The sequence below is a fragment of the Spirillospora sp. NPDC048823 genome (assembly GCF_043198445.1).
Classification (GTDB): domain Bacteria; phylum Actinomycetota; class Actinomycetes; order Streptosporangiales; family Streptosporangiaceae; genus Spirillospora.
Genome location: NZ_JBICUT010000020.1, coordinates 107,006 through 126,400, shown reverse-complemented (window position 1 = coordinate 126,400; position 19,395 = coordinate 107,006). Strand labels below are relative to the sequence as shown.

General features: G+C 70.2%; 21 protein-coding genes. 13 read left to right on the top strand and 8 right to left on the bottom strand.

The annotated features are described in order from the left end of the window. The first annotated feature begins 1 nt into the window (after window position 1). From ACGFK0_RS33695 to ACGFK0_RS33675, 5 genes are read left to right on the top strand one after another with little or no spacing between them, the layout of a single operon-like run. Window positions 2–1,540: an ABC transporter ATP-binding protein gene (locus ACGFK0_RS33695; RefSeq protein ID WP_392912377.1), complete on the top strand. Its 1,539-nt coding sequence runs from the start codon at window positions 2–4 to the stop codon at window positions 1,538–1,540. Next, the gene (locus tag ACGFK0_RS33690; RefSeq protein WP_392912375.1) at window positions 1,537–2,925 is read left to right on the top strand and encodes an ABC transporter permease; all 1,389 of its coding nucleotides are present in this window, start codon (window positions 1,537–1,539) and stop codon (window positions 2,923–2,925) included. The genes ACGFK0_RS33695 and ACGFK0_RS33690 overlap by 4 nt, the downstream gene beginning before the upstream one ends. Further along, the gene (locus tag ACGFK0_RS33685; RefSeq protein WP_392912373.1) at window positions 2,922–4,277 is read left to right on the top strand and encodes an ABC transporter permease; all 1,356 of its coding nucleotides are present in this window, start codon (window positions 2,922–2,924) and stop codon (window positions 4,275–4,277) included. The genes ACGFK0_RS33690 and ACGFK0_RS33685 overlap by 4 nt, the downstream gene beginning before the upstream one ends. 4 nt (window positions 4,278–4,281) lie before the next feature. After that, the gene (locus tag ACGFK0_RS33680; RefSeq protein ID WP_392912371.1) at window positions 4,282–4,686 is read left to right on the top strand and encodes a cytidine deaminase; all 405 of its coding nucleotides are present in this window, start codon (window positions 4,282–4,284) and stop codon (window positions 4,684–4,686) included. Between the two features lie 10 nt (window positions 4,687–4,696). Continuing rightward, window positions 4,697–5,986: a thymidine phosphorylase gene (locus ACGFK0_RS33675; protein ID WP_392912369.1), complete on the top strand. Its 1,290-nt coding sequence runs from the start codon at window positions 4,697–4,699 to the stop codon at window positions 5,984–5,986. Here the strand turns inward: ACGFK0_RS33675 and ACGFK0_RS33670 are convergent. Further along, complete coding sequence (locus tag ACGFK0_RS33670; RefSeq protein ID WP_392912366.1) at window positions 5,970–6,917, bottom strand: zinc-binding dehydrogenase; 948 nt, start codon at window positions 6,915–6,917, stop codon at window positions 5,970–5,972. The two genes, ACGFK0_RS33675 and ACGFK0_RS33670, sit on opposite strands and share 17 nt — an antisense overlap. A 71-nt stretch (window positions 6,918–6,988) precedes the next feature. On the opposite strand from ACGFK0_RS33670, the gene ACGFK0_RS33665 reads away from it, so the two are divergent. Both ACGFK0_RS33665 and ACGFK0_RS33660 read left to right on the top strand, forming a co-directional pair. After that, on the top strand, window positions 6,989–7,987 hold the full coding sequence (locus ACGFK0_RS33665; protein WP_392912364.1) for an AraC family transcriptional regulator: 999 nt from the start codon (window positions 6,989–6,991) through the stop codon (window positions 7,985–7,987). A 144-nt stretch (window positions 7,988–8,131) separates the two neighbouring features. Next, the gene (locus tag ACGFK0_RS33660) at window positions 8,132–8,746 is read left to right on the top strand and encodes a hypothetical protein (RefSeq protein WP_392912362.1); all 615 of its coding nucleotides are present in this window, start codon (window positions 8,132–8,134) and stop codon (window positions 8,744–8,746) included. A 370-nt stretch (window positions 8,747–9,116) separates the two neighbouring features. Here ACGFK0_RS33660 and ACGFK0_RS33655 read toward each other — a convergent pair whose 3' ends face one another. Continuing rightward, complete coding sequence (locus tag ACGFK0_RS33655) at window positions 9,117–9,344, bottom strand: hypothetical protein (RefSeq protein WP_392912360.1); 228 nt, start codon at window positions 9,342–9,344, stop codon at window positions 9,117–9,119. A gap of 153 nt (window positions 9,345–9,497) precedes the next feature. On the opposite strand from ACGFK0_RS33655, the gene ACGFK0_RS33650 reads away from it, so the two are divergent. From ACGFK0_RS33650 to ACGFK0_RS33635, 4 genes are all read left to right on the top strand, one after another. Next, window positions 9,498–10,316, top strand: coding sequence for a Scr1 family TA system antitoxin-like transcriptional regulator (locus ACGFK0_RS33650; RefSeq protein ID WP_392912358.1), 819 nt, complete (start codon window positions 9,498–9,500; stop codon window positions 10,314–10,316). Beyond that, window positions 10,313–10,525 carry a DUF397 domain-containing protein gene (locus tag ACGFK0_RS33645; protein WP_392912356.1) on the top strand — a complete coding sequence of 71 codons (213 nt, stop codon included), beginning with the start codon at window positions 10,313–10,315 and terminating at the stop codon, window positions 10,523–10,525. The genes ACGFK0_RS33650 and ACGFK0_RS33645 overlap by 4 nt, the downstream gene beginning before the upstream one ends. A 168-nt stretch (window positions 10,526–10,693) precedes the next feature. Beyond that, on the top strand, window positions 10,694–10,981 hold the full coding sequence (locus tag ACGFK0_RS33640; protein ID WP_392912354.1) for a type II toxin-antitoxin system Phd/YefM family antitoxin: 288 nt from the start codon (window positions 10,694–10,696) through the stop codon (window positions 10,979–10,981). Continuing rightward, window positions 10,974–11,222, top strand: coding sequence for a hypothetical protein (locus ACGFK0_RS33635; protein WP_392912352.1), 249 nt, complete (start codon window positions 10,974–10,976; stop codon window positions 11,220–11,222). Before ACGFK0_RS33640 ends, ACGFK0_RS33635 begins: the two co-directional genes overlap by 8 nt. Before the next feature lie 57 nt (window positions 11,223–11,279). On the opposite strand, the gene ACGFK0_RS33630 is transcribed toward ACGFK0_RS33635, so the two are convergent. The 6 genes from ACGFK0_RS33630 to ACGFK0_RS33605 all read right to left on the bottom strand — a co-directional run bounded on the left by ACGFK0_RS33630 (window position 11,280) and on the right by ACGFK0_RS33605 (window position 17,149). Then, the gene (locus ACGFK0_RS33630; protein ID WP_392912350.1) at window positions 11,280–11,792 is read right to left on the bottom strand and encodes a hypothetical protein; all 513 of its coding nucleotides are present in this window, start codon (window positions 11,790–11,792) and stop codon (window positions 11,280–11,282) included. A gap of 176 nt (window positions 11,793–11,968) precedes the next feature. Then, entirely contained in the window at window positions 11,969–12,772 is an 804-nt protein-coding gene (locus ACGFK0_RS33625; protein ID WP_392912348.1) for a tetratricopeptide repeat protein, read from the bottom strand. Window positions 12,773–12,880: 108 nt separating this feature from the next. Next, entirely contained in the window at window positions 12,881–13,468 is a 588-nt protein-coding gene (locus ACGFK0_RS33620) for an amidohydrolase family protein (RefSeq protein ID WP_392912346.1), read from the bottom strand. 162 nt (window positions 13,469–13,630) lie between these two features. Beyond that, window positions 13,631–14,140, bottom strand: a complete 510-nt coding sequence (locus ACGFK0_RS33615; protein WP_392912344.1) for a hypothetical protein — start codon at window positions 14,138–14,140, stop codon at window positions 13,631–13,633. Window positions 14,141–14,366: 226 nt separating this feature from the next. Beyond that, a complete protein-coding gene (locus ACGFK0_RS33610) occupies window positions 14,367–15,323 on the bottom strand; it encodes an alpha/beta hydrolase (protein ID WP_392912342.1) in 957 nt (318 codons plus the stop codon). Beyond that, window positions 15,320–17,149, bottom strand: a complete 1,830-nt coding sequence (locus ACGFK0_RS33605) for a class I SAM-dependent methyltransferase (protein WP_392912340.1) — start codon at window positions 17,147–17,149, stop codon at window positions 15,320–15,322. Before ACGFK0_RS33605 ends, ACGFK0_RS33610 begins: the two co-directional genes overlap by 4 nt. A gap of 160 nt (window positions 17,150–17,309) precedes the next feature. On the opposite strand from ACGFK0_RS33605, the gene ACGFK0_RS33600 reads away from it, so the two are divergent. Both ACGFK0_RS33600 and ACGFK0_RS33595 read left to right on the top strand, forming a co-directional pair. Then, complete coding sequence (locus tag ACGFK0_RS33600; protein ID WP_392912338.1) at window positions 17,310–18,182, top strand: alpha/beta hydrolase; 873 nt, start codon at window positions 17,310–17,312, stop codon at window positions 18,180–18,182. 267 nt (window positions 18,183–18,449) lie between these two features. After that, window positions 18,450–19,184 carry a GntR family transcriptional regulator gene (locus ACGFK0_RS33595; RefSeq protein ID WP_392912336.1) on the top strand — a complete coding sequence of 245 codons (735 nt, stop codon included), beginning with the start codon at window positions 18,450–18,452 and terminating at the stop codon, window positions 19,182–19,184. The last annotated feature ends 211 nt before the right edge of the window (window positions 19,185–19,395 follow it).

Genomic DNA, 19,395 nt, shown 5'->3' with positions numbered 1-19,395 from the left:
CGTGCCTGACCAGGTGCCGGCCGTGCGGCTGACATCGATCACCAAGCGGTTTCCCGGGGTGGTGGCCAACCGCGACATCAACCTCACCATCGAGCACGGCGAGGTCCACGCGCTCTGCGGCGAGAACGGCGCCGGCAAGTCCACGCTGATGAAGATCCTCTACGGGATGCAGCGGCCGGATGAGGGCACCATCGAGGTCGAGGGGCAGCAGGTCTCCTTCCGGACCCCGGCCGACGCGATCGGCCGCGGCATCGGCATGGTCCACCAGCACTTCAAGCTGGCCGACAACCTGACCGTCCTGGAGAACGTGATCCTCGGCGCCGAGCCCCGCGCCAAGGGCCGGCGCTTCGGCCGCATCGACTTCGCCGCCGCCCGCGCCAAGATCACCGAGATGTCGCAGGCGTACGGGCTGCACGTCGACCCCGACGTGCTGGTCGAGAAGCTCGGCGTCGGCGAGCGGCAGCGCGTGGAGATCCTCAAGGTGCTGTACCGGGGCGCCCGCGTGCTGATCCTGGACGAGCCGACCGCGGTGCTCGTCCCGCAGGAGGTCGACGAGCTGTTCGGCAACCTGCGGGAGCTGCGCGCCGAGGGCCTGACCGTCCTGTTCATCTCCCACAAGCTCGACGAGGTGCTGACCGTCGCCGACACGATTTCGGTGATCCGGCGCGGCACCACCGTCGCGACGAGGCTGAACCCGGGCGAGGTCACCTCCCGGCGGCTGGCCGAGCTGATGGTCGGCTCGGAGCTGCCCACCCCGGAGCTGCGCGAGTCGACCGTCACCGAGGACGTCCAGCTGGAGATCGGCGCGCTGACGGTGCTGTCGCCCGAGGGCCGCTCCATCGTGGACGACGTGTCGCTGCGCATCCGCCGCGGCGAGATCGTCGGGCTGGCCGGGGTCGAGGGCAACGGGCAGACCGAGCTGATCGAGGCGATCATGGGGCTCCGGGACGCGGACGCCGGGTCGATCGTCCACGGCGGCGAGGACATCACCCACTGGACGACCCGGCGGCGCCGCGAGGCCGGGATCTCCTACATCCCCGAGGACCGGCACCGGCACGGGCTCGTCCTGGAGGGGAGCCTCTGGGAGAACCGCATGCTGGGCCACCAGACCCGGCCCCCGAACGTGCGCGGCCCGCTGGTCGACCGGCGCGGCGCCCGCCGCGACACCACCCGGATCGTCCGGGAGTACGACGTGCGGACCCCGGGCATCGAGGTGCCCGCCGCCGCGCTGTCGGGCGGCAACCAGCAGAAGCTCATCGTCGGGCGGGAGATGTCCGGCGAGCCGCGCCTGCTGATCGCCGCGCACCCGACGCGCGGCATCGACGTCGGCGCCCAGGCCGCCATCTGGGACTACCTGCGGCAGGCCCGCGCCGACGGGCTGGCCGTGCTGCTGATCAGCGCAGACCTTGAGGAACTCATCGGAATGTCCGACACCCTGCACGTGATCCTGCGGGGACGGCTCGTCGCGGAGGTCGATCCGCGGACCGTCACGCCGGAGGAGCTCGGCTCCGCGATGACCGGGGCTGGGGCCGCGTCATGACCGGCCCGAACGACGGCGAGCCGAACGACGGCGAGCCGGAGGGCCCGGCGCGGCCGGGCGACGGAACACCCGCCCCCGAGTCGCCGAAGCCGGACTCGCCGAAGGCGGAGCCGGAGCCGGAGCCGTCGGAGGCCGAGTCGTCCGGGCCCGACCTGGCGAAGCCGGGCTCCGGCGATGCACCGGACGAGCCGGACGGCGGCGCCGCGCCCAGGGAACCGGAGCCCGTGCCGGCGTGGAAGGCGATCCTGCGGGGCCTCGGCCCGACCGGGCTCGGCCTGAAGATCGGCGCGCCGGCGCTGGCGCTGCTGATCTCCCTCGGCATCACGATGATCCTGCTGCGCGTCACCGGCGCCGACCCGATCAGCTCGATCCGGAGCATGATCGATTACGGCACCACGGAACACTCGATCGTCGACATCGTGAACCGCGCCACCCGCTACTACCTGTCCGCGGTGGCGGTGGCGATCGGGTTCCGGATGGCGCTGCTGAACATCGGCGTGGACGGCCAGTACCGGCTCGCCGCGTTCCTGGCGGCCGTGCTCGGCGGGGCGGTGACCCTGCCCGCCCCGTTCGGCCAGATGCTCGTGATCGTCGCGGCGATGGCGGTCGGCGGGCTGTGGGCGGCGATCGCCGGGGTGCTGAAGGTGACCCGCGGCGTCAGCGAGGTCCTGTCGACGATCATGCTGAACGCGATCGCGACCGGCCTGATCGCCTACCTGCTGAACGACCAGCGGCTCGCGGAGCTCCGGCCGGGCAGCAACAACGTCGCGACCCCGCAGATCCCCGAGTCGGGACGGGTGGGGCCGCTGAACGGGTTCCTGTCCTCGATCGGGCTCGACCTGCCCAACCAGATGTACGGGCTGCTGCCGGTCGCGATCATCGTCGGGATCGTGTTCTGGGTCGTCATCAACTACACCAGGTTCGGGTTCGACCTGAAGGTGTCGGGGCTGTCCCCGTCCGCCGCGCAGGCCAGCGGCGTCAACGCCCGCCGCATGATCGTCTACACGATGCTGGCGTCCGGTGTGGTCGCCGGGCTGATCGGCATGCCGGAGCTGCTCGGCGCGTCCTACGAGTACTCGCTGAACTTCCCGGCGGGGCTCGGGTTCACCGGGATCACCATCGCGCTCCTCGGCCGCAACCATCCGGCCGGCATCGCACTCGCCGCGCTCCTGTTCGCGTTCCTCGACCAGACGTCCGACGTGCTCCAGGCGGTCGACGTTCCGAAGGAGATCGTCAGGGTCATGCAGGGCGTGGTCGTGCTGACCGTCGTCATCGTGTACGAGCTCGTCCGGCGCTGGGAGATCCGCATGCAGCAGCGGGCCGTCGCCGCCGAGCTGGCCACCGGCCACGACCTGGCCCGCGAGTCCACGGGGAGCCGTTCATGAGCGCCGCGACCGAGACGGTGGCCGCGAAGAAGCCCGCGAACGGCAAACGCAGGCTGCGCTGGCCGCACTACCTGCTGATCGCCTCGGGGCTGCTGGTCCTGCTGTCGCTGGTCCGCGTGATCGACGACGCGGACCCGGTGACCTCCAGCGGGACGGTCAGCGCCTCGCTCCGCCTCGCCGTGCCGATCTTCCTGGCCGGTCTCGGCGGGCTGTGGTCGGAGCGGTCCGGCATCATCAACATCGGTCTCGAGGGCATGATGATCCTCGGGACCTGGACGGGCGCGTGGGCCGGGTTCCAGTGGGGCCCGTGGATCGGGGTCCTGTTCGGCATCCTCGGCGGCGCCCTCGGCGGGTTGCTGCACGCGGTCGCGACCGTGTCGTTCGGCGTCGACCACATCGTGTCCGGTGTCGCGATCAACATCCTCGGGCTCGGCCTCACCCAGTTCCTCGCCGGGCTGATCTTCGCCACCGGCGAGGCGAAGGCCCTCGGCGGCGGCCCCCGGCAGTCCCCGCCGGTCGATCCGATCATGACGTTGACGGCGCCGGTGCTGTCCGGCGGGAAGATAGGCGGCTGGCAGAGCCCCGACTGGCTCGGGTCGCTGGAGCAGCGGCACTGGTTTCTGGCGTCGGACCTCGCGGGCATCCTGCGCGGGCTGACCAGCGACATGTCGCTGCTGACCCTCGTCGCGCTGCTGCTGGTGCCGCTCAGCTTCCTGATCCTGTGGAAGACGCCGTTCGGGCTGCGGATCCGCTCCTGCGGCGAGGACCCGTACGCCGCCGAGTCGCTCGGCGTGAACGTGTACCGGATGAAGTACGCCGCCGTGATCATCTCGGGCGGGTTCTCCGGCCTCGCCGGCGCCTTCCTGGTCACCGTCGCCGCCCCGCTGTTCCAGGACGGCCAGACCAACGGCCGGGGCTTCATCGGCCTCGCCGCCATGATCTTCGGGAACTGGCGTCCCGGCGGCCTCACCGTCGGCTCGCTGCTGTTCGGCTACACCGACGCGATGAACGTGCGCGGCGGCGGCCAGGCCGTCCACGCGCTGCTGCTGTTCGTGGCGATCCTGCTCATCGGCGTCGCGGTCTGGCAGGCCCGGCGCGCCGGGAAGCTGCGTCCCCAGGCCGCGACGGACCTGGCCCGCCGCGAGGTCCGCAACGCCTACGTCGGGGCCGTCCTGTCGCTGGCGGCGGCCGTCGGGCTGCTCGCCTGGTTCCTGCTGAGCGACGCGGTCCCCGGCGAGCTGGTCTCGTTCACGCCGCACCTGACGACGCTGCTCGTCCTGTCCCTGGCCAGCCAGCGCCTCCGCATGCCCGCCGCCAACGGGCAGCGGTACCGGCGCGGTGAGGCACGATAGCGGTATGGAGATCGACTGGCCTGCCCTGCGCGACGCCGCGCGGGAGGCGATGACGCGCGCGTACTGCCCGTACTCCGGCTTCCCCGTCGGCGCCGCCGCCCTGGTGGACGACGGCCGCGTCATCACCGGATGCAACGTCGAGAACGCCTCGTACGGGATCGGGCTCTGCGCGGAGTGCGCCATCGTGTCGGCGCTGCACGGGCCCGGCAAGTCGGAAAGGCCCCGGCTGGTCGCGCTGTCGGTCGTGGACCGGCACGGGAACCCGCTGATGCCGTGCGGGCGCTGCCGCCAGCTCCTCTGGGAGCACGGCGGCGCCCCGATGCTGCTGGAGACGACGCGCGGCATCCTGCCCATGTCGGACGTCCTGCCGGACGCGTTCGGCCCCGACGACCTGATCGAACGTGCTTGAAAGGGACTTTGTGGACGCCATCGATGTCATCCGCGCCAAGCGCGACGGCGGGACGCTGACCCCCGACCAGATCGACTGGGCGGTCGACGCCTACACGCGGGGCGGTATCGCCGAGGAGCAGATGTCGGCGCTGGCGATGGCGATCCTGCTGAACGGCATGACCCGTCCCGAGGTGGCCCGCTGGACGAAGGCCATGATCCGCTCCGGTGAGCGGATGGACTGGTCGGCGCTGGACCGCCCGACCACCGACAAGCACTCCACCGGCGGCGTCGGCGACAAGATCACCCTGCCGCTGGCGCCTTTGGTGGCCGCGTGCGGCGCCGCCGTCCCGCAGCTCTCCGGTCGCGGCCTCGGCCACACCGGCGGCACCCTCGACAAGCTGGAGTCGATCCCGGGCTGGCGGGCGTCGCTGTCGAACGCGGAGATGCTGGACGTGCTGCGTTCCGCCGGGGCCGTGGTCTGCGCGGCGGGCGGCGGCCTGGCCCCCGCCGACCGCAAGCTGTACGCCCTCCGCGACGTGACGGGAACGGTCGAGTCGATCCCGCTGATCGCGTCCTCGATCATGTCGAAGAAGATCGCCGAGGGCACGGGCGCGCTCGTCCTGGACGTGAAGGTCGGCTCCGGCGCGTTCATGAAAACGGTGGAGAACGCCCGCGAACTCGCCGAGACGATGGTCGCGATCGGCACCGACCACGGCCTGCGCACCACCGCGCTGCTCACCGCCATGGACCGCCCCCTCGGCAACGCGGTCGGCAACGCCGTCGAGGTCGCCGAGTCGGTCGAGGTGCTGGCGGGCGGCGGCCCGTCCGACGTGGTCGAACTGACCCTCACCCTGGCCCGCGAGATGCTCGCCTCCGCCGGGCTGTCGTCCAAGGACCCGGCCGACGCCCTGAAGGACGGCTCCGCCATGGACGTCTGGCGGCGCATGATCACCGCCCAGGGCGGCGACCCCGATGCGCCCCTCCCGTCCGCCCGCGAGACCCACATGGTCACGGCCCCGTCCACGGGCGTTCTGACCAGCCTGGATGCCTACGGCGTCGGCGTCGCCGCCTGGCGCCTGGGCGCCGGCCGCGCCCGCAAGGAGGACCCGGTGTCGTTCGGCGCGGGCATCATCTGCCACGCCAAGCCGGGCGACACCGTCACGGCAGGCCAGCCGCTCCTCACCCTCCACACCGACGACGAGACCCGCCTGCCCCGCGCCCTGGAGTCCCTGGAAGGCGCCTACGAGATCGCGGTCGGCGGCACCCCGTCCCTCCACCCACTGATCATCGACCGCATCTCCCTCACGACTCCGGCGTGAGGATGTAGCGGACGGCCGGGTCGCCATTCCAGGCATCGGCCACTGCGTGCAGCGGCAGGCTCGTGAACGGTGCGTCGAAACCGGCCGCGGGAGCGGCTGTGAGCAGTTCCCCGGCACCGGCCAGAAGTTCGCTGACGGCCACGCTGCCGATGCCGCTTCCGATCAGCTCCAGACCCGTGCTGCGCAGCATGTCGCCGCGGACGGGGATCTCGTCCCCCGCCACAGTGCCGAGTTGCACGTAGCGCAACCGCGGCTCGCCGGCTCGGGAGCCGCGGTCTTCGGTCGCAGCCCTCAAGACGCGAAGGGCCGGCTCGCCCCAGACGAAGTCGAGTACGACGTCGACCCCTTCGTCGAACTGGGCGCGCAGCGCCTTGTCCGCGTCGTTGTTCAGGGCGATCTCGACATCCGCGCCCAGACGCCGGAGTCTCTCCTCATCACGACCGACCGCGATGACCTTGCTCGCACCGAAATACCGGGCTGTCTGGAGCGCCATGCCGCCCGCGGCGCCGGTCGCGCCGACGACCAGCACCGTTTCACCGGCCTGCAGTGCGGCCCGCCGGGAGAGCGCGATCCACGACGCGAGCCCTCCCGCGGCGACGGCCGCCGCGCGGTCGCTGGGCAGATCGTCGGGTACCGGCACGGTCATGCCGCTTGCGGCGAGTGATTTCCCCGCCATGGACCCGAATGGAGCCTTAGGGAACAGGAAGTACACGCGACGACCCGTTTCGTCGACTCCCACGCCGTCCACACCCGGCACGAATCCAGCGGACGCGCCGCTCGCATAGTGCCTGCCCGAGGCCAGGCCCTTCACGATCGGACTCAGCGCGGCGGCGTGCACCGTGACCACGGTTTCACCGTCACCGGCCTCCGGCTCACGAAAATCCTGGAATGACGGCGGATCGCCGAACGAGTTCACGACCGCAGCTTTCATGCTCTTCCTCCAAAGAAGTTCGGGTCTTCTTCTTGCCGAGCCCCGCCCACTTCTTTTGAAGCGTAGACAGCATGAGTCGCACGAACTATGCTCGAAACTCGCTGTTTTGTTCGCGATCGTCCGGGGAGTGCATGGATCCCCTTTCCGAGGTTCTCTCCCTGCTGAAGCCGCACAGCTACATCACCGCGGGCTTCGACGCCGGCGGGGCTTGGGCGCTCACGCTCGACGACCTGGCCGGCCGCATCAAGTGCTATGCCATCACCCGAGGCACGTGCCGGCTGTCGATGCAGGGCATCGACGCGCCGGTGCGGCTCCAGGCGGGCGACTGCTTCGTCCTGCCCAGCGGGCGGCCCGTGAGCATCGGCAGCGACCTGGGCATCGAGCCGAAACGGGCGAGCGAAGTGCTCGACCCGGACCGCAGCGGCGAGATCGTCACGTACAACGGCGGCGGCGACGTGTTCATGGTCGGCAGCCGCTTCGAAGTGAACAGCCGCCACGCCGAAGTGCTCCTGCGGACGCTGCCGCCCCTGATGCGCGTCGAGACGTCGGGCGATCGTGCCAGGCTGAGATGGTCCATCGAGCTGATGATGGAAGAACTGCGTGAGGCCCGGCCGGGCTCGTCGCTCGTGGCGCAACAGCTTGCGCACATGATGCTGGTGCAGGCGCTCCGCCTGTACCTGTCCGAGGACTCCCGCAGCCACATCGGATGGTTCGCGGCCCTCGCCGATCCTCAACTGAGCGCGGCGCTCGGAGCGATACATGCGGATCCGGCGTTCCCCTGGACAGTGCAGGAACTCGCCGCGCGAGCCGGCATGTCGCGATCGACCTTCGCCGAGCGCTTCCGCGGACGGACCGGGGAGACGCCGATCGCCTACCTCACGCGCTGGAGGATGATGCTGGCGGGGGAAAGGCTCGTCCACGGCAACGACACGCTGGCGCGGATAGCGGGGTCACTCGGGTATGAATCCGAGCCCGCCTTCAACACGGCGTTCAAGCGGATCATGGGCATCTCGCCACGCCGGTACGCCCGAGCCGGATTCGAAGACGCCGTCGACGGCAGGCTTCGGTAGCTGAGGCCGAACCGTGAGCCGGCGGTTCAGACCGCCGGGGGAGGCGACCGGCCCGTGTGGGGGAGGGGGCCGGGCGGTACCTGATCGGAGCATTGGGGGTGGCCGGGCCGCCCGGGTCCGGCCATAGACCGGAAGGAACCCTCGATGCTCAGCACGACCAAGATCGCTGTACTGGCCGGGGCGGCCATCGCCGTGACGGCCGCCCCGGTGGCCGCGGAGACGTTCTCGCCGCCCGCGAAGGCGGCCAAGACGGCGCGCGTTTCGGGGTCCGCGCAGATCCGCCTCACCTACTGGCCCGATCAGGACGTCCGCGCCTTCACCATCAACGCCCGCGCCGTTCCGTACTCGGCGCCCAAGCCGGGCGTCCCCGACGGGCTGCCCACCGACGCCCGCGGCATCGTGAAGATCTCCCACCACTCCCCGGAGGAGGGATGGACCGTGCGGTCGGAGGCCAGGGTCGACTGCATGGCGACCAGCCCCGGCAACGCCACCCTCACCGCCGTCGTCACCAAGGCGGACAAACCGATCAAGGACCAGATCGGCAAGCGGCTCGGCTTCAGCGTCCACGACGGCGGCCCCGGTGGCAGGCATGACCGCATGGGGTTCTCCTGGTCGGTCGTCAACGGCGACCAGAACGAGGAAGGCGAATGGGGAGAAGGCAAGGCCGGCACCTGCATGGGCCCCGCGGCCTTCGCCCCGGTCACCAAGGGCGGCTACAACGTCAGGCACGCCGACCTGCTGCCTGTCCCCAAGGGCTGAGTGCCGCGCCGGTGACCTGCCGCCGTGGTCACCCGCCACCGGGCAGGTCACCGGCTCCCGGCCAGGAACCCGAAGAACCCGTCCCGATGCAGGCTCCGCCGAACAGGATGAGATCCGCCGCGACCGGCCCCCGCTCGCCCGGACTCACGCGCCCGCCAGCTCACGAACGAGCACGCTGACCGCATGGTGGACGTCCCGCGCCGGTGCGATCGGCCGTGGCCGCGTGCCTGCCGGATCGCATGCCCATGAAGCTCACCTCTTCTCCTGGAACGGCGCGGCCGGCAGGCCCGGGGGACGTCCACCGACCGCGCCGCGTTCTCGGGGGCCTTCACGCCAGGTGGTGGACGACCTGCGTCCATCACCTCGGCTTTCAGCCCTTCGCTCGCGCCCTCTCGGCCTGCCGGAGCAGCGCCTTCCGCAGCAGGGGCGCCGTGGGGAACATCAGCGTCGGCTCCACCCCGGCTTTGGGGTCGTGGAGGCTGGCGACCCACTCGCCCAGCCGCCCGTCCTGCTTGACGGCCCGCCAGATCCGCCACCCGCCGAAGTCGGCCCGCAGCCGCTCCAGCTCCCGTTCGTCCACCTGCACTCGCGCAGTCATCGAGTTCCCTCTGACTCGTTCCCGCTCGCCAATTTCGTGTGACCACACTCACACGCTCGACTACGCTTAGGAATCGACCGAGTACCACCAGCAATGCACCGCAGGCAAGATCGTCCGCACCCGCCGTCCGGGTGCAGCCCCCCGGAGGTCGTGATGCCCGCCCAATCCGAGCCCTACGACGGACCAGCCATCGTCACCTTCGCCAAGGAACTCGAGTGGCGCCGAAAGCAGGCCGGTCTCACCAAGAAGGAACTCGCTGAAAAGCTCGGTTTCGCCGACTCCTACGTCGGCCAGGTCGAGCTACGCAAGAACCTGCCATCCGAAGAATTCGCCGCCGCCCTCGACACCTACTTCAAGGTGGACGGGCTGTTCCGCCGCCTATGGGAGCGCATCAACGAGACGCGACACCTGACCATCCTGCCTCCGGGCTTCCCGGAATACCTGGGCTACGAAGAGAAGGCCAGCCACGTCCGCGTCTTCAGCACCAACCTGATCAGCGGACTCTTCCAGACCGAGGCGTACGCGAGCACGGTGATCGGCACGATCATGGGCTCCGCCGCAGGCAAACTCGTCTCCGAACGTATGGAACGAAAGTCGATCTTCGACCGGGAAGACCCGCCGCACACGTTCCTCGTTCTGGACGAGAGCGTCATCCGCCGAAACGTTGGCGGCAAGGCCGTCATGCATGACCAGCTCGGGTACCTGCTGGAGGTGGGGCGGCGCAAACGGAACCAACTGCAGATCGTCCCGTATGACGCCGGATATCACGCTGGGCTGACGGGAAGTTTCATGCTCCTCGGTTTCGAGGATGGGCCGGAAATCGCCTACACAGAGTCTTCGGGCGAGGGGATCCTGCTAAAGCAGCGAGACAGGGTCGCGCTGCAAGCCGTAACGTGGGACTTGGTCCAGGGTCTCACGCTCTCCGCCGAGGAGTCGTTGGCCATGATCCAAGACGCGATGGAGCAGCTATGAGCACCTCAGACGTGTCGGGCGTTCGGTGGCGGAAGAGCAGCCGGAGCGGCCACCAGGGCGGTGAGTGCGTGGAGGTCGCGGACCTGGCTCCGATGATCGCCGTGCGTGATTCCAAGGACCCGGACGGCCCTCGCCTGGCGTTCGGTGCTGCGGCGTGGCGGGTGTTCGCCGACTCTGCGAAGGCGTGCGAGTTCGACCTGGAGCGCTGACCGTGGGCGATCTGGGTCGTCCGACCGGCCGTGGGTGGCCCCGCGATGGCCGACCGACAAGGTGAACGCGCTGCAGTTCGGCCCGGCGACTGCTTCGGACGTTCAGTCCGGGATTCAAAGGTGTACACCGTGTTCACTCGTGCCACTGTGTGCACTAGGGTCTGGGGCATGGAGTCGTATCCGATCAAGGAGGCCCGTAAGCGTCTCGGTGACATGCACGCCGCCGTGGTCCACGGCAGGGCGCACCCCCGCATCACCAAGAACGGTCGGGATCCAGTGGTGATGGTCACCGAGCAGGAGTGGCAGGAGTTGCAGCAGTTGCGTCGCGAGCGTGCCGCCCGGCAGGCCGACCAGGAGGCCACCCGCATCAAGCCGTACCTGGACGCCGGCCAGACCCCGCCCGGTTACGAGGTGTACGCCCGCGGGCAGGTCGCCTCGGGGGACTGGCTTGCCTGACCACCTCGTCGTCCCCCGCACACTCCGGCTCCAGATTGCCGGGATGGCGCCGCACTACCGAACAGCGATCCAGTTGGTGATCATGTCGCTGCTGAGTGATTCGGTACCGCCGGACGCCAAGCCGCTCGGAATCGAGGATCTGGAACACGCGCACTACACCGTCACTCGCGACGACGTCACCGTCTACTACCTCGTCATGGGAGACGCCGTCGTGATCAACAACGCTCATCCCGACAGCTGATCTCCCCGCACCAGCCGAGTACGGCGAGACTGTCAAGAAGGTGTCGCTGGCTTTGTGCTACTGGCGCTTCAGCACAGGCAATTCTCCGCTATCCAAGTCCTGCTGGGTGAACTCGTACACGCCGGTCTCTTCCGAGTTGTACTCAATGGAGTCACAAGCCCTCAACAGGGCACGGCCGAAGTCGGCGTAGGTGTTGGGTGCCAGCCGCTCCTGATAAGCCGTGAGCACCGCAAGAACGTCCACAAGCTTCCGCTGATCGTCGTTCGGCTGCGCCGTGTTGTGGCGACTGGCGTACTGCCCGCAGCCGTGAATCAGCAGTTCATGGTCCTCCCAGTTGCCAATGCCTTCGATTCCGACCGATATGCACATACCTGCATACTCGACATCAAGCTCGCAGGCCGGTGTCTTGTATCGGGCTCCCGCTCCGGGCTCCATAACCATTGGTTCATCGGTGCGGGTGGTGACGTGGTGAATCCGCCAACCTGCAGTGCGCAACGTATCGAGTATCAAGACGACGTCGGCACGCTGGTCTTCGTCGAGTTGGATCGTTTCGATTTCCCCAGTCCCCATGCGGGGGTCCCTCCTGCACCTCTGCGGCCTGCCGACAGCGGTCGATACTGGCAGATATGGGACAGCTATGGGACAGCTATGGGACACTCCACGCCTCTCTGCGACGGTGCGACCCCCAACGCCCGCCACCCGACGCCACAGCCACCATGGTGGGTGGGCGCAGGAACGAACTGCCGTCAGAAGCCTTCGCCGCTCGGGAGCATGCCGATCAGGGTCTCCGCTGAGGTGGGGTCGCCGGCGAGCCGTCCGGCCTCGCGAATCTGCTCCACGTTCAAGGCGCCGGCCTTCGCCATCTGGATCGCCTCGTGAACGCCGTTTCCGTCGCCGTGCGCGAGCATGACGAAGAACCAGCGCACCGCCTGCACCGGGTCAGGTGCGGTGCCGAAGCCGTCGCGATACCAGCAGGCGGCGGCGTTCATCGCCCCCGTATGCCCGTGCTCGGCTGCCCAGACGTACCAACCCAGTGCCTCCTCGTCCCGGTCCAGCGCCGACAGCCGGTCGGCGAGCACGGCACCGGCGACGACGATCCCCTCGCGTGCGGCGGCCTCGAACAGCTGCAGGGACTCGTCGGTGTCGTCGACCAGCAGGGCGAGGTTGAACCTGCCGTAGGCGTCCCCGCCCTCGGCGGCCGCCCGGAACAGCGCGGCGGCACGCTCCCGGTCCTCTTCGACGCCGAGGCCTTTCACCAGCATGTGCCCGTAGGTGCGCTGCCCGGCCGGGAGCCCGGCCTCGGCCGCTACGCGGGCGTACGCTGCGGCCGCAGGCAGGGCCGACTCGTCGAAATACTCCAGGTAGATCCCGGCGAGAAGCGCGGCGGCCTCCGCCGACCCGCCGTCCGCCAGCGGGACAAGTTCGGCGGTCACCCGGGCCGCGAGTTCGGCGCCCTCCGCACTGCCCTCCATCGCGGCCCGCACAAAGGCGTGCCCGGCGGCCACCCAGTCCCCGGCCTCGGCGGCCTTCCGCCCGTCGTCCAGATGCATGCAGGGACTCTAGGACATGGCCTGGTGGACTGTGGGTGGAGCCGTAACCGGCTCCCCGCCCCCGCATGTCCGCACACGACCTCGGTCGGACGTCCGCCACCACCGGTTTCACCGACGCCTTTTGGCAAGGCGGGGGAGTAGGCGCAGGGCGATGGCCGGGTGTGCGCGATGGTCGAGGTTCGGGTCGCGGTCGAGAGCCGCGGTGTTGAGGGTCACCTCGCGGGCGGAGTTGGCGGGCCAGTCGGTGCCGAACAGCACGCGGTCGGCGCCGGCCGCGCCGAGCAGCGTCGGGGTGGCGTACGGGGACATCGGCAGCGCCGTGTCGTAGTAGAAGCGCCGCAGCGCCCGCCGGATCTTCGCCGGGGCGGGCCCGTCGTCCTCCCTGCCCCAGCGTTCGGCGCGGCCGGCCATGTACGGCAGGAACCCGCCCCCGTGGGACAAGATGATCGACAGCCGGTGGTAGCGGTCCAGGGCCCCGGTGGCGATCAGGCTGAGCGCGGTGCGGGTGGTGTCGAGCAGGAAGTCGCCGAGCCAGCCTCCGACCTCGGGCACCTCGACGATCCCCTTGGGCGAGAACGGATGGGTGAACGCGACGGCGCCGCGGCGGTCGAGTTCGGCGAGCAGCGGAGCGAACACCGGGTCGCCGAGGTAGCGCCCGCCGGCCGAGGTGGTCAGCAGGACCCCGTCGGCGCCCACTGGGCGAGCACCTCTTCGGCGGGTTCACCGAGGCCGACCGCAGCCACCTCGTCGATCTGCTGCGCCGCCTGACCGAGAGCACCGCACTGCCCCGGCCCGACGCCCCTCAGCCGCGCTGATCCCCCGGCCGATCCGGAAGCCGCCCGGGGAGAGCTTGGGGGATCACACTTCGTCCGGCGGCGGGGGCACCTGCCGTCGCTGGTCAGGGGTCAGATGCTGGTAGACCGTCGTACCGCTCATGCCGAGGATGGCGGCGATGCCGGAGACGGTGTGCAGGCGTTCGCCGCCCCTCCCGCGCTCCTCGAACAGCCGGCGGACCTGCGCGGCGGCGATCTGTGACTCCTTGACGTCGAGGTATGAGCCGCTCTTCGGCCTGTACAGCAACACCACACCGAGAGCCGAGGCGGCCAACGCGACGAGGTACGAGACCAGACCCTCCGGGCCATGCGCCCAGGACCACTGCGAGGCGCCCGACACCACGGCCGCCCACAGCATCGCCGTCCTGGCCTCGCGTCCACCGGCGGCGACCCAGATGAGAATCGCCCCGTAAATGATCGCGGCGAAGGGAGTCCTGGTCTCTGCCAAAGGTCCTGATTGACCTTCGCCTGAGAACTCCACGAAACCGTAGGCAATGGTCGACAGAAAGAGAAAGGCGACGGCCGCCTTGAACACGCCCGGCCTTCGTACGCCGCGGCCGGGACTCGACATGTCGGGCTGACCCGCGTTGTGAGAGGAACCGGTCACGAAGCCCCCTGTCGTCGGCCCAGGCGCGGCACGCGCCGGAATCGTTCTGCAATGGGACGTCGCGGACGATCGCGCGGTTCGCGCCATCGTGCGATCGGCGTTCAAAGCTCGCCGGTTCGGCGGGTGAAGGCGTACGCCGGCCGTGCGTGCGCGGCTACGACCCTGCGGCCTCCGCGCCGATCGCGCGCATCATCAGGGGCCAGGCCGCGTTCATCTCCGGAATCCATTCGGGCCAGGCGTGCCAGCCGTTGCCGTAGATGTGGGACGTGACCGGGATGTTCAGCTCGTTCAGCCGGGCCACGAACGAGTGGTTCATCTGCCCGATGAGGATCTCGCTGAGCTGGGTGAGCCGCCACTGGGCGCCCTCTGGCGTGTACGGGCCGTTCATGCCGGTGGTCCCGCTGGAGACGTAGAGGCCGACGCCGCGCAGCTTCTCGGCCAGCACGTACGGGTCGTGGGCGCGCCAGTTCGCGTCGTCGAGGCCGGGCACGCCGAAGATGCGGAACGCGTCCATGCCCGAGCCGATCAGGTTCACCGCCATCAGGAACACCTGCATCCCGGCCATGGTCAGGTGGGTGGAGCCGCTGAAGGACGCCGCGTAGCGGAACATGCCGGGGTGCCTGGCGGCGTAGGCCAGCGCGCCCTGGCCGCCCGATGACGCGCCCATCACGGCCCTGCTGTTTCCCGCGCGGTAGCGGGCCATCAGCTCGATCACCTCGCTGGTGTGGAAGGTCTCCCAGCGCGGGACGCCGCCCTCGCCGTCGTTCCACCAGTCGGTGTAGCTGCCGTTGTCCCCGCCGGACGGCATGACGACCATGACGTCCCATCGCGCGGCGAGCTCTTCGATGCCGGTCTCGCGCGTCCAGGACGTGTAGTCGTCGCGTCCGCCCTGGAAGGCGTAGACGACCGGCCATGTCCGCTTCGCGGTCCGGCTCCAGCCCTTGGGCAGCAGCAGGCGGACGCTGACCTCTTCCGCGACGTTCGGCGACGTCCAGGTCAGGTCGAGGGTGCGTGCGTCGATCCACGTCTCGGTGATCTCCGACGCCGAGGCGGGCGCGGGTACGGAGATGAGCGAGAACAGCAGGGCGAGCGTCAGCAGCAGATGTCTCATCCGAGGTTCTTTCTGGCCAGGACCCGGTAGGCGTTGCTGGTCCTCCGGGCGATGGGGGTGGTGAGCAGGTCCAGCAGCACGGCCGCTCCCATGAGGGGACCGGCCAGGACGATCGCGGCGAGCGCGCCGGCGTACTCGCGGCGGCCCGGGGGGCGCGGCCACCACGGCCGGTCGACGTCGAGGCCGAGCCGGTTCACGACGGCGGCGGCGGACGCGACGAAGTCCGGTCCCTGGTCGGCCTCCCTGCGCTCTTCGGCGAGGATCTCCAGGCCGCGCTGCGCCAGCGCCGCGCGCAGGTTGCCGATGGGGATCATGTGGAGGTGCTGGGGCGCGAGCCAGGGCACCCAGTAGCCGCGCAGGACGCGGCCGAACCAGGATTCGGGGTCGGGCAGTTCGATCAGGAGGTACCCCCCGGAAGGCAGCACCTTGACGACGGTGTCGAGTTCGGTGAGCGGATCGGCGGTGTGCTCCAGGTAGTGGTGCATGCTGATCATGTCATACCGTCCGGCCAGATCATCGGACAGTGCCGTGAACTCGCCGCGGTAGGCGCGGTCGAGCCAGCCGCGCTGCGCGCCTTCCTCGACCGCGGCGCCGAAGTCGAGGCCGTCGAAGCGCGTGCCGGGCAGGACGGTCCGCGCGGCCCGGCAGAAATGCCCCTTGCCCGTGCCGATGTCGAGCCACGTGGCGGGGTCGGTCTCGCGGGCCGCCATGGCGGCGCGGGCGAGGTACCAGGAGGTGTTGGAGGACAGGATCCGCTCGGCCAGGACGTCGCCGAGGCCGTCGTAGACGTCCTTGTAGTAGAAGGCCAGGCCGTCGGGGGTGAGGCGCGGGTTCTGGAAGACGTGCCCGCAGCCGTCGCACCGGTCCATGGTGAAACGTCCCGGCTTGCCCTGGAGGATGTCGCGGGCCACGACCCGCCTGCTCAACGCGCGGCCGCCGCACCAGGGGCACTCCTCGGCGCGCGGCCCGGCGAACCGGTCGATCCCGCGGTCGATCTCGGCCCGGTACCAGACGCGGGCCTCCTCGCGGCGGGCGATCTGGTCCCGTTCCCAGCGCGTCCTCGGGGCGGTGAGGGTCCGGACGATCGAACGGGGCGTGTGGACGAGCCGCAGCGCGCAGACGCGGGTGAGGTCGCGGGGCCGTACGGCGGCACCGGCGAAGACCAGCGCCGGAAGAGCGCAGTACAGCAGCGCGAGCGCGAACCCGGCGACCGGTGCCAGCACGATGCCCCCGGCCACGAGAAGGTATCCGCCGGCGGCCGCGAACAGCGTCTGCGGTAGCGCGAGCGTTTGCGGGATCACCAGTGCGAGCGAACGCATCCGCGAACGCCGGAAAGCCGTCTGGTCGTGGCCGCCGAACGGGGCGGCGACGATGTCGGCCGAGCCCGTGTAAAGCCGGAGCCGGGCGGTGGCCGCGCCGAGTTCGTCGGGGTCGAGGCCGGTGAACGTCGTGATCCCGGCGTCGGCGGTGGCGGTGCGCAAGGCGAGAACCGCGTGGCAGGCCCCGCGGCCCATGCCGAAGACGTCGTCGCGGTAGGCGGCGAAGTCCAGATGGCGGGCCAGGTCGAGGGCCGCGTCGACGGGCAGGTCCCGGGGCATCAGGTCGACCAGGCCGATGCCGTTGTCGCGGGCGTGGCGCTCGGCGGCGCGCAGCACGCCGGGCGGGACCTCGACCCCGTCCGCGGTGAGCAGGACGAACTCGTTCCCGCCCGGCGGTTCGCCCTCGGGCGCGGGCGGCAGGGGGCGGAGGCCGCGCAGGCGGGCCCGCAGCCGCCACGCGTTGGCCGTCATGCAGAGCGCGATGACGACGATCAAGCCGGTGGCCATGTTCCCACCCCTTTCATTCAGTTGCGAAAAATGCCTTCGGCGTCTTTCGGGCATGCTAGAAAAGGCGCTTGAAAGGACGCAGATAACTCAGTGGTCAGTAAAGTCGAATCTTGAGTTCAGTCAGTGATGTGGCCATTCGTGAGCGTCATAACCTCGGTTCATGGCAATCAAGGTCATCGACGAGGAGATGCTGAGCGACCGGCTCAGGAAACTGACGGTGCAGGCCGATTCCCTCGGCCCGGAAGAATGGTCGATCCGGGTGCTCGTCCCGCACGGCTGGTCCGAGTACGGTGGCGATGGCCGGCCGCTGCTGACGCTGCACCACGGCGGTCTCGACGACTCGGCGTCGTGGACGCGCCACACCGACGTGGAGCATCTCAGCCGGGACGACGACGTCCTCATCGCCATGCCGGACGGCGGCCGGGCGGGCGGGTACGCCGACTGGCGCAGCGGCCCGCAGTGGCAGACCTTCCACGTCCACGAACTCCACGAGCTCATGCGGAGGCGGTACCGGGCCTCGGCCGTGCGCGCGGTCGCCGGGGTCTCCGGCGGCGGGTACGGGGCGCTGCTGAGCGCGGCGGCCCATCCCGGGATGTTCCGTTCCGCGGCTGCGCTGAGCGGTCCGTGCACGATCCGTTCGCCGCTCGCCGCGACCACCCTGCTCGCCGCCACCGGCATCGCCGGACGGGTGAACCCGTTCGCGATGTGGGGCGTGCCCGTGCTCGACGACCGGCGCTGGCGTGCCGCCGACCCGCTCCACCTGGCGGCCGGGCTGCGCGGTACGGACGTGTTCCTGTCCTGCGGGCTGACCGGGCGTCCCGGCCCGCTGGACCGGCCGGGGTCGTGGAGCGCGGCCAATCTCGCCGAGCCCGTCGTACGGTCGACCATCCGGCCGTTCCTCCGGCGGCTGCGCCTCCTGGGAATCCCCGTGGCGGCCCACCTGTACCGGAACGGCACGCACAGCTGGCCCTATTGGGAACGGGAACTTCATCGGATCTGGCCCCGGCTCATCGCGTCGGTCGGCGGCCGGTGACGGAAGTGCGGCGACGGCGGAGTCGGTGACGGCAGAAAGGGCTGCGGCAAGGGTTCCTCCCGCGAATGCGTGGTGTGCCAGAGTCTGTGTCGTACAGTGGCGCGCACATAGTGTCCGGATGACAGAAGTCAGGGACCGGTTTCCTCAGTCAGATGAGTGATCCGCTCTTCCGCCCGAGCGGCGCGGCAGCGGTCCGGGCCGTACGCTGTCCCGCATGCGGAGCTCACTGGCGGGCGCTGGACGGTCCGGGAACCGGGCGGGCACGCCGTGACCCGCGGGACGGTGGTCGAGGAGGTCGCCGAGCAGATCGCGTTCGCGATCGCGTCGGGGCGGCTGCGGGCCGGGGAGCGGCTGCCGTCGATCCGGCGGCTCGCCGGGGAGTACGAGATCAACCCGTCCACGGTCCAGCTCGTCCTCGGGCAGCTGCGTACGGCGGGGTTCGTGGAGACCCACCACGGGATCGGCGCCGTGGTCCGCGACGTCGAGGTGTACGGCGGGGTGGAGACGTGGCGCTACCTGTTCCGGTTCTCGCGAAGGCTTCCCGACCTGGCGGTCCGGATCCTCCGGGACATCCTGGAGACCTTGCGCATGTTCTACGGATCGGTCTTGGACAAGATCGAGGCGGACCCGGGCGCCCACGACCCCGCGCCGGTGCGGCGGGCGTGGCGGCGCCTCGACATGCTGGCGCGGGATGAGGAGGCGACCCCGGCGGACGTCCACCAGGGCGTGCTGGACGTCCTGCGGGCGGGGTCGATGGCGGTCGGCGGCGGCGTCTTCCTCGGGGTTCTGAACTCGCTGGGGCCGATGCTGGGCGAGGTGCCGGAAGTGCTCGACGTCGTGTTCGACGCCCCGGGCGTGCACGTGTGGTGGTGGGATCAGCTCATCAGCGCCTGGGAGGCGGGGGACATGGGGCCCGCCCGGCAGGCGATCGGTCTCCTGGACGACTGGCACGCGGAGGTGCTGGGGCGGCTCCGCGCCGCGCTCGACGCGCAGGTGGGCTGAGGTCCCGGAAACGTCGTTGTGAGTTCGAGCAGAGGTCGCCGGCGGAAACGCGCACCGCCCTTCCTACTAGGCCGCCAACTGTGTGACACACACTGTGGGACGCATCCCCCGATCCCGAAGGAATGAGGGACCACATGCGAACCCCCCCGACACCACGCTCCTCTCCCGGGCGTCCGGTGCGCCGCAGACCGATCCGCACCGCGATCCTCTC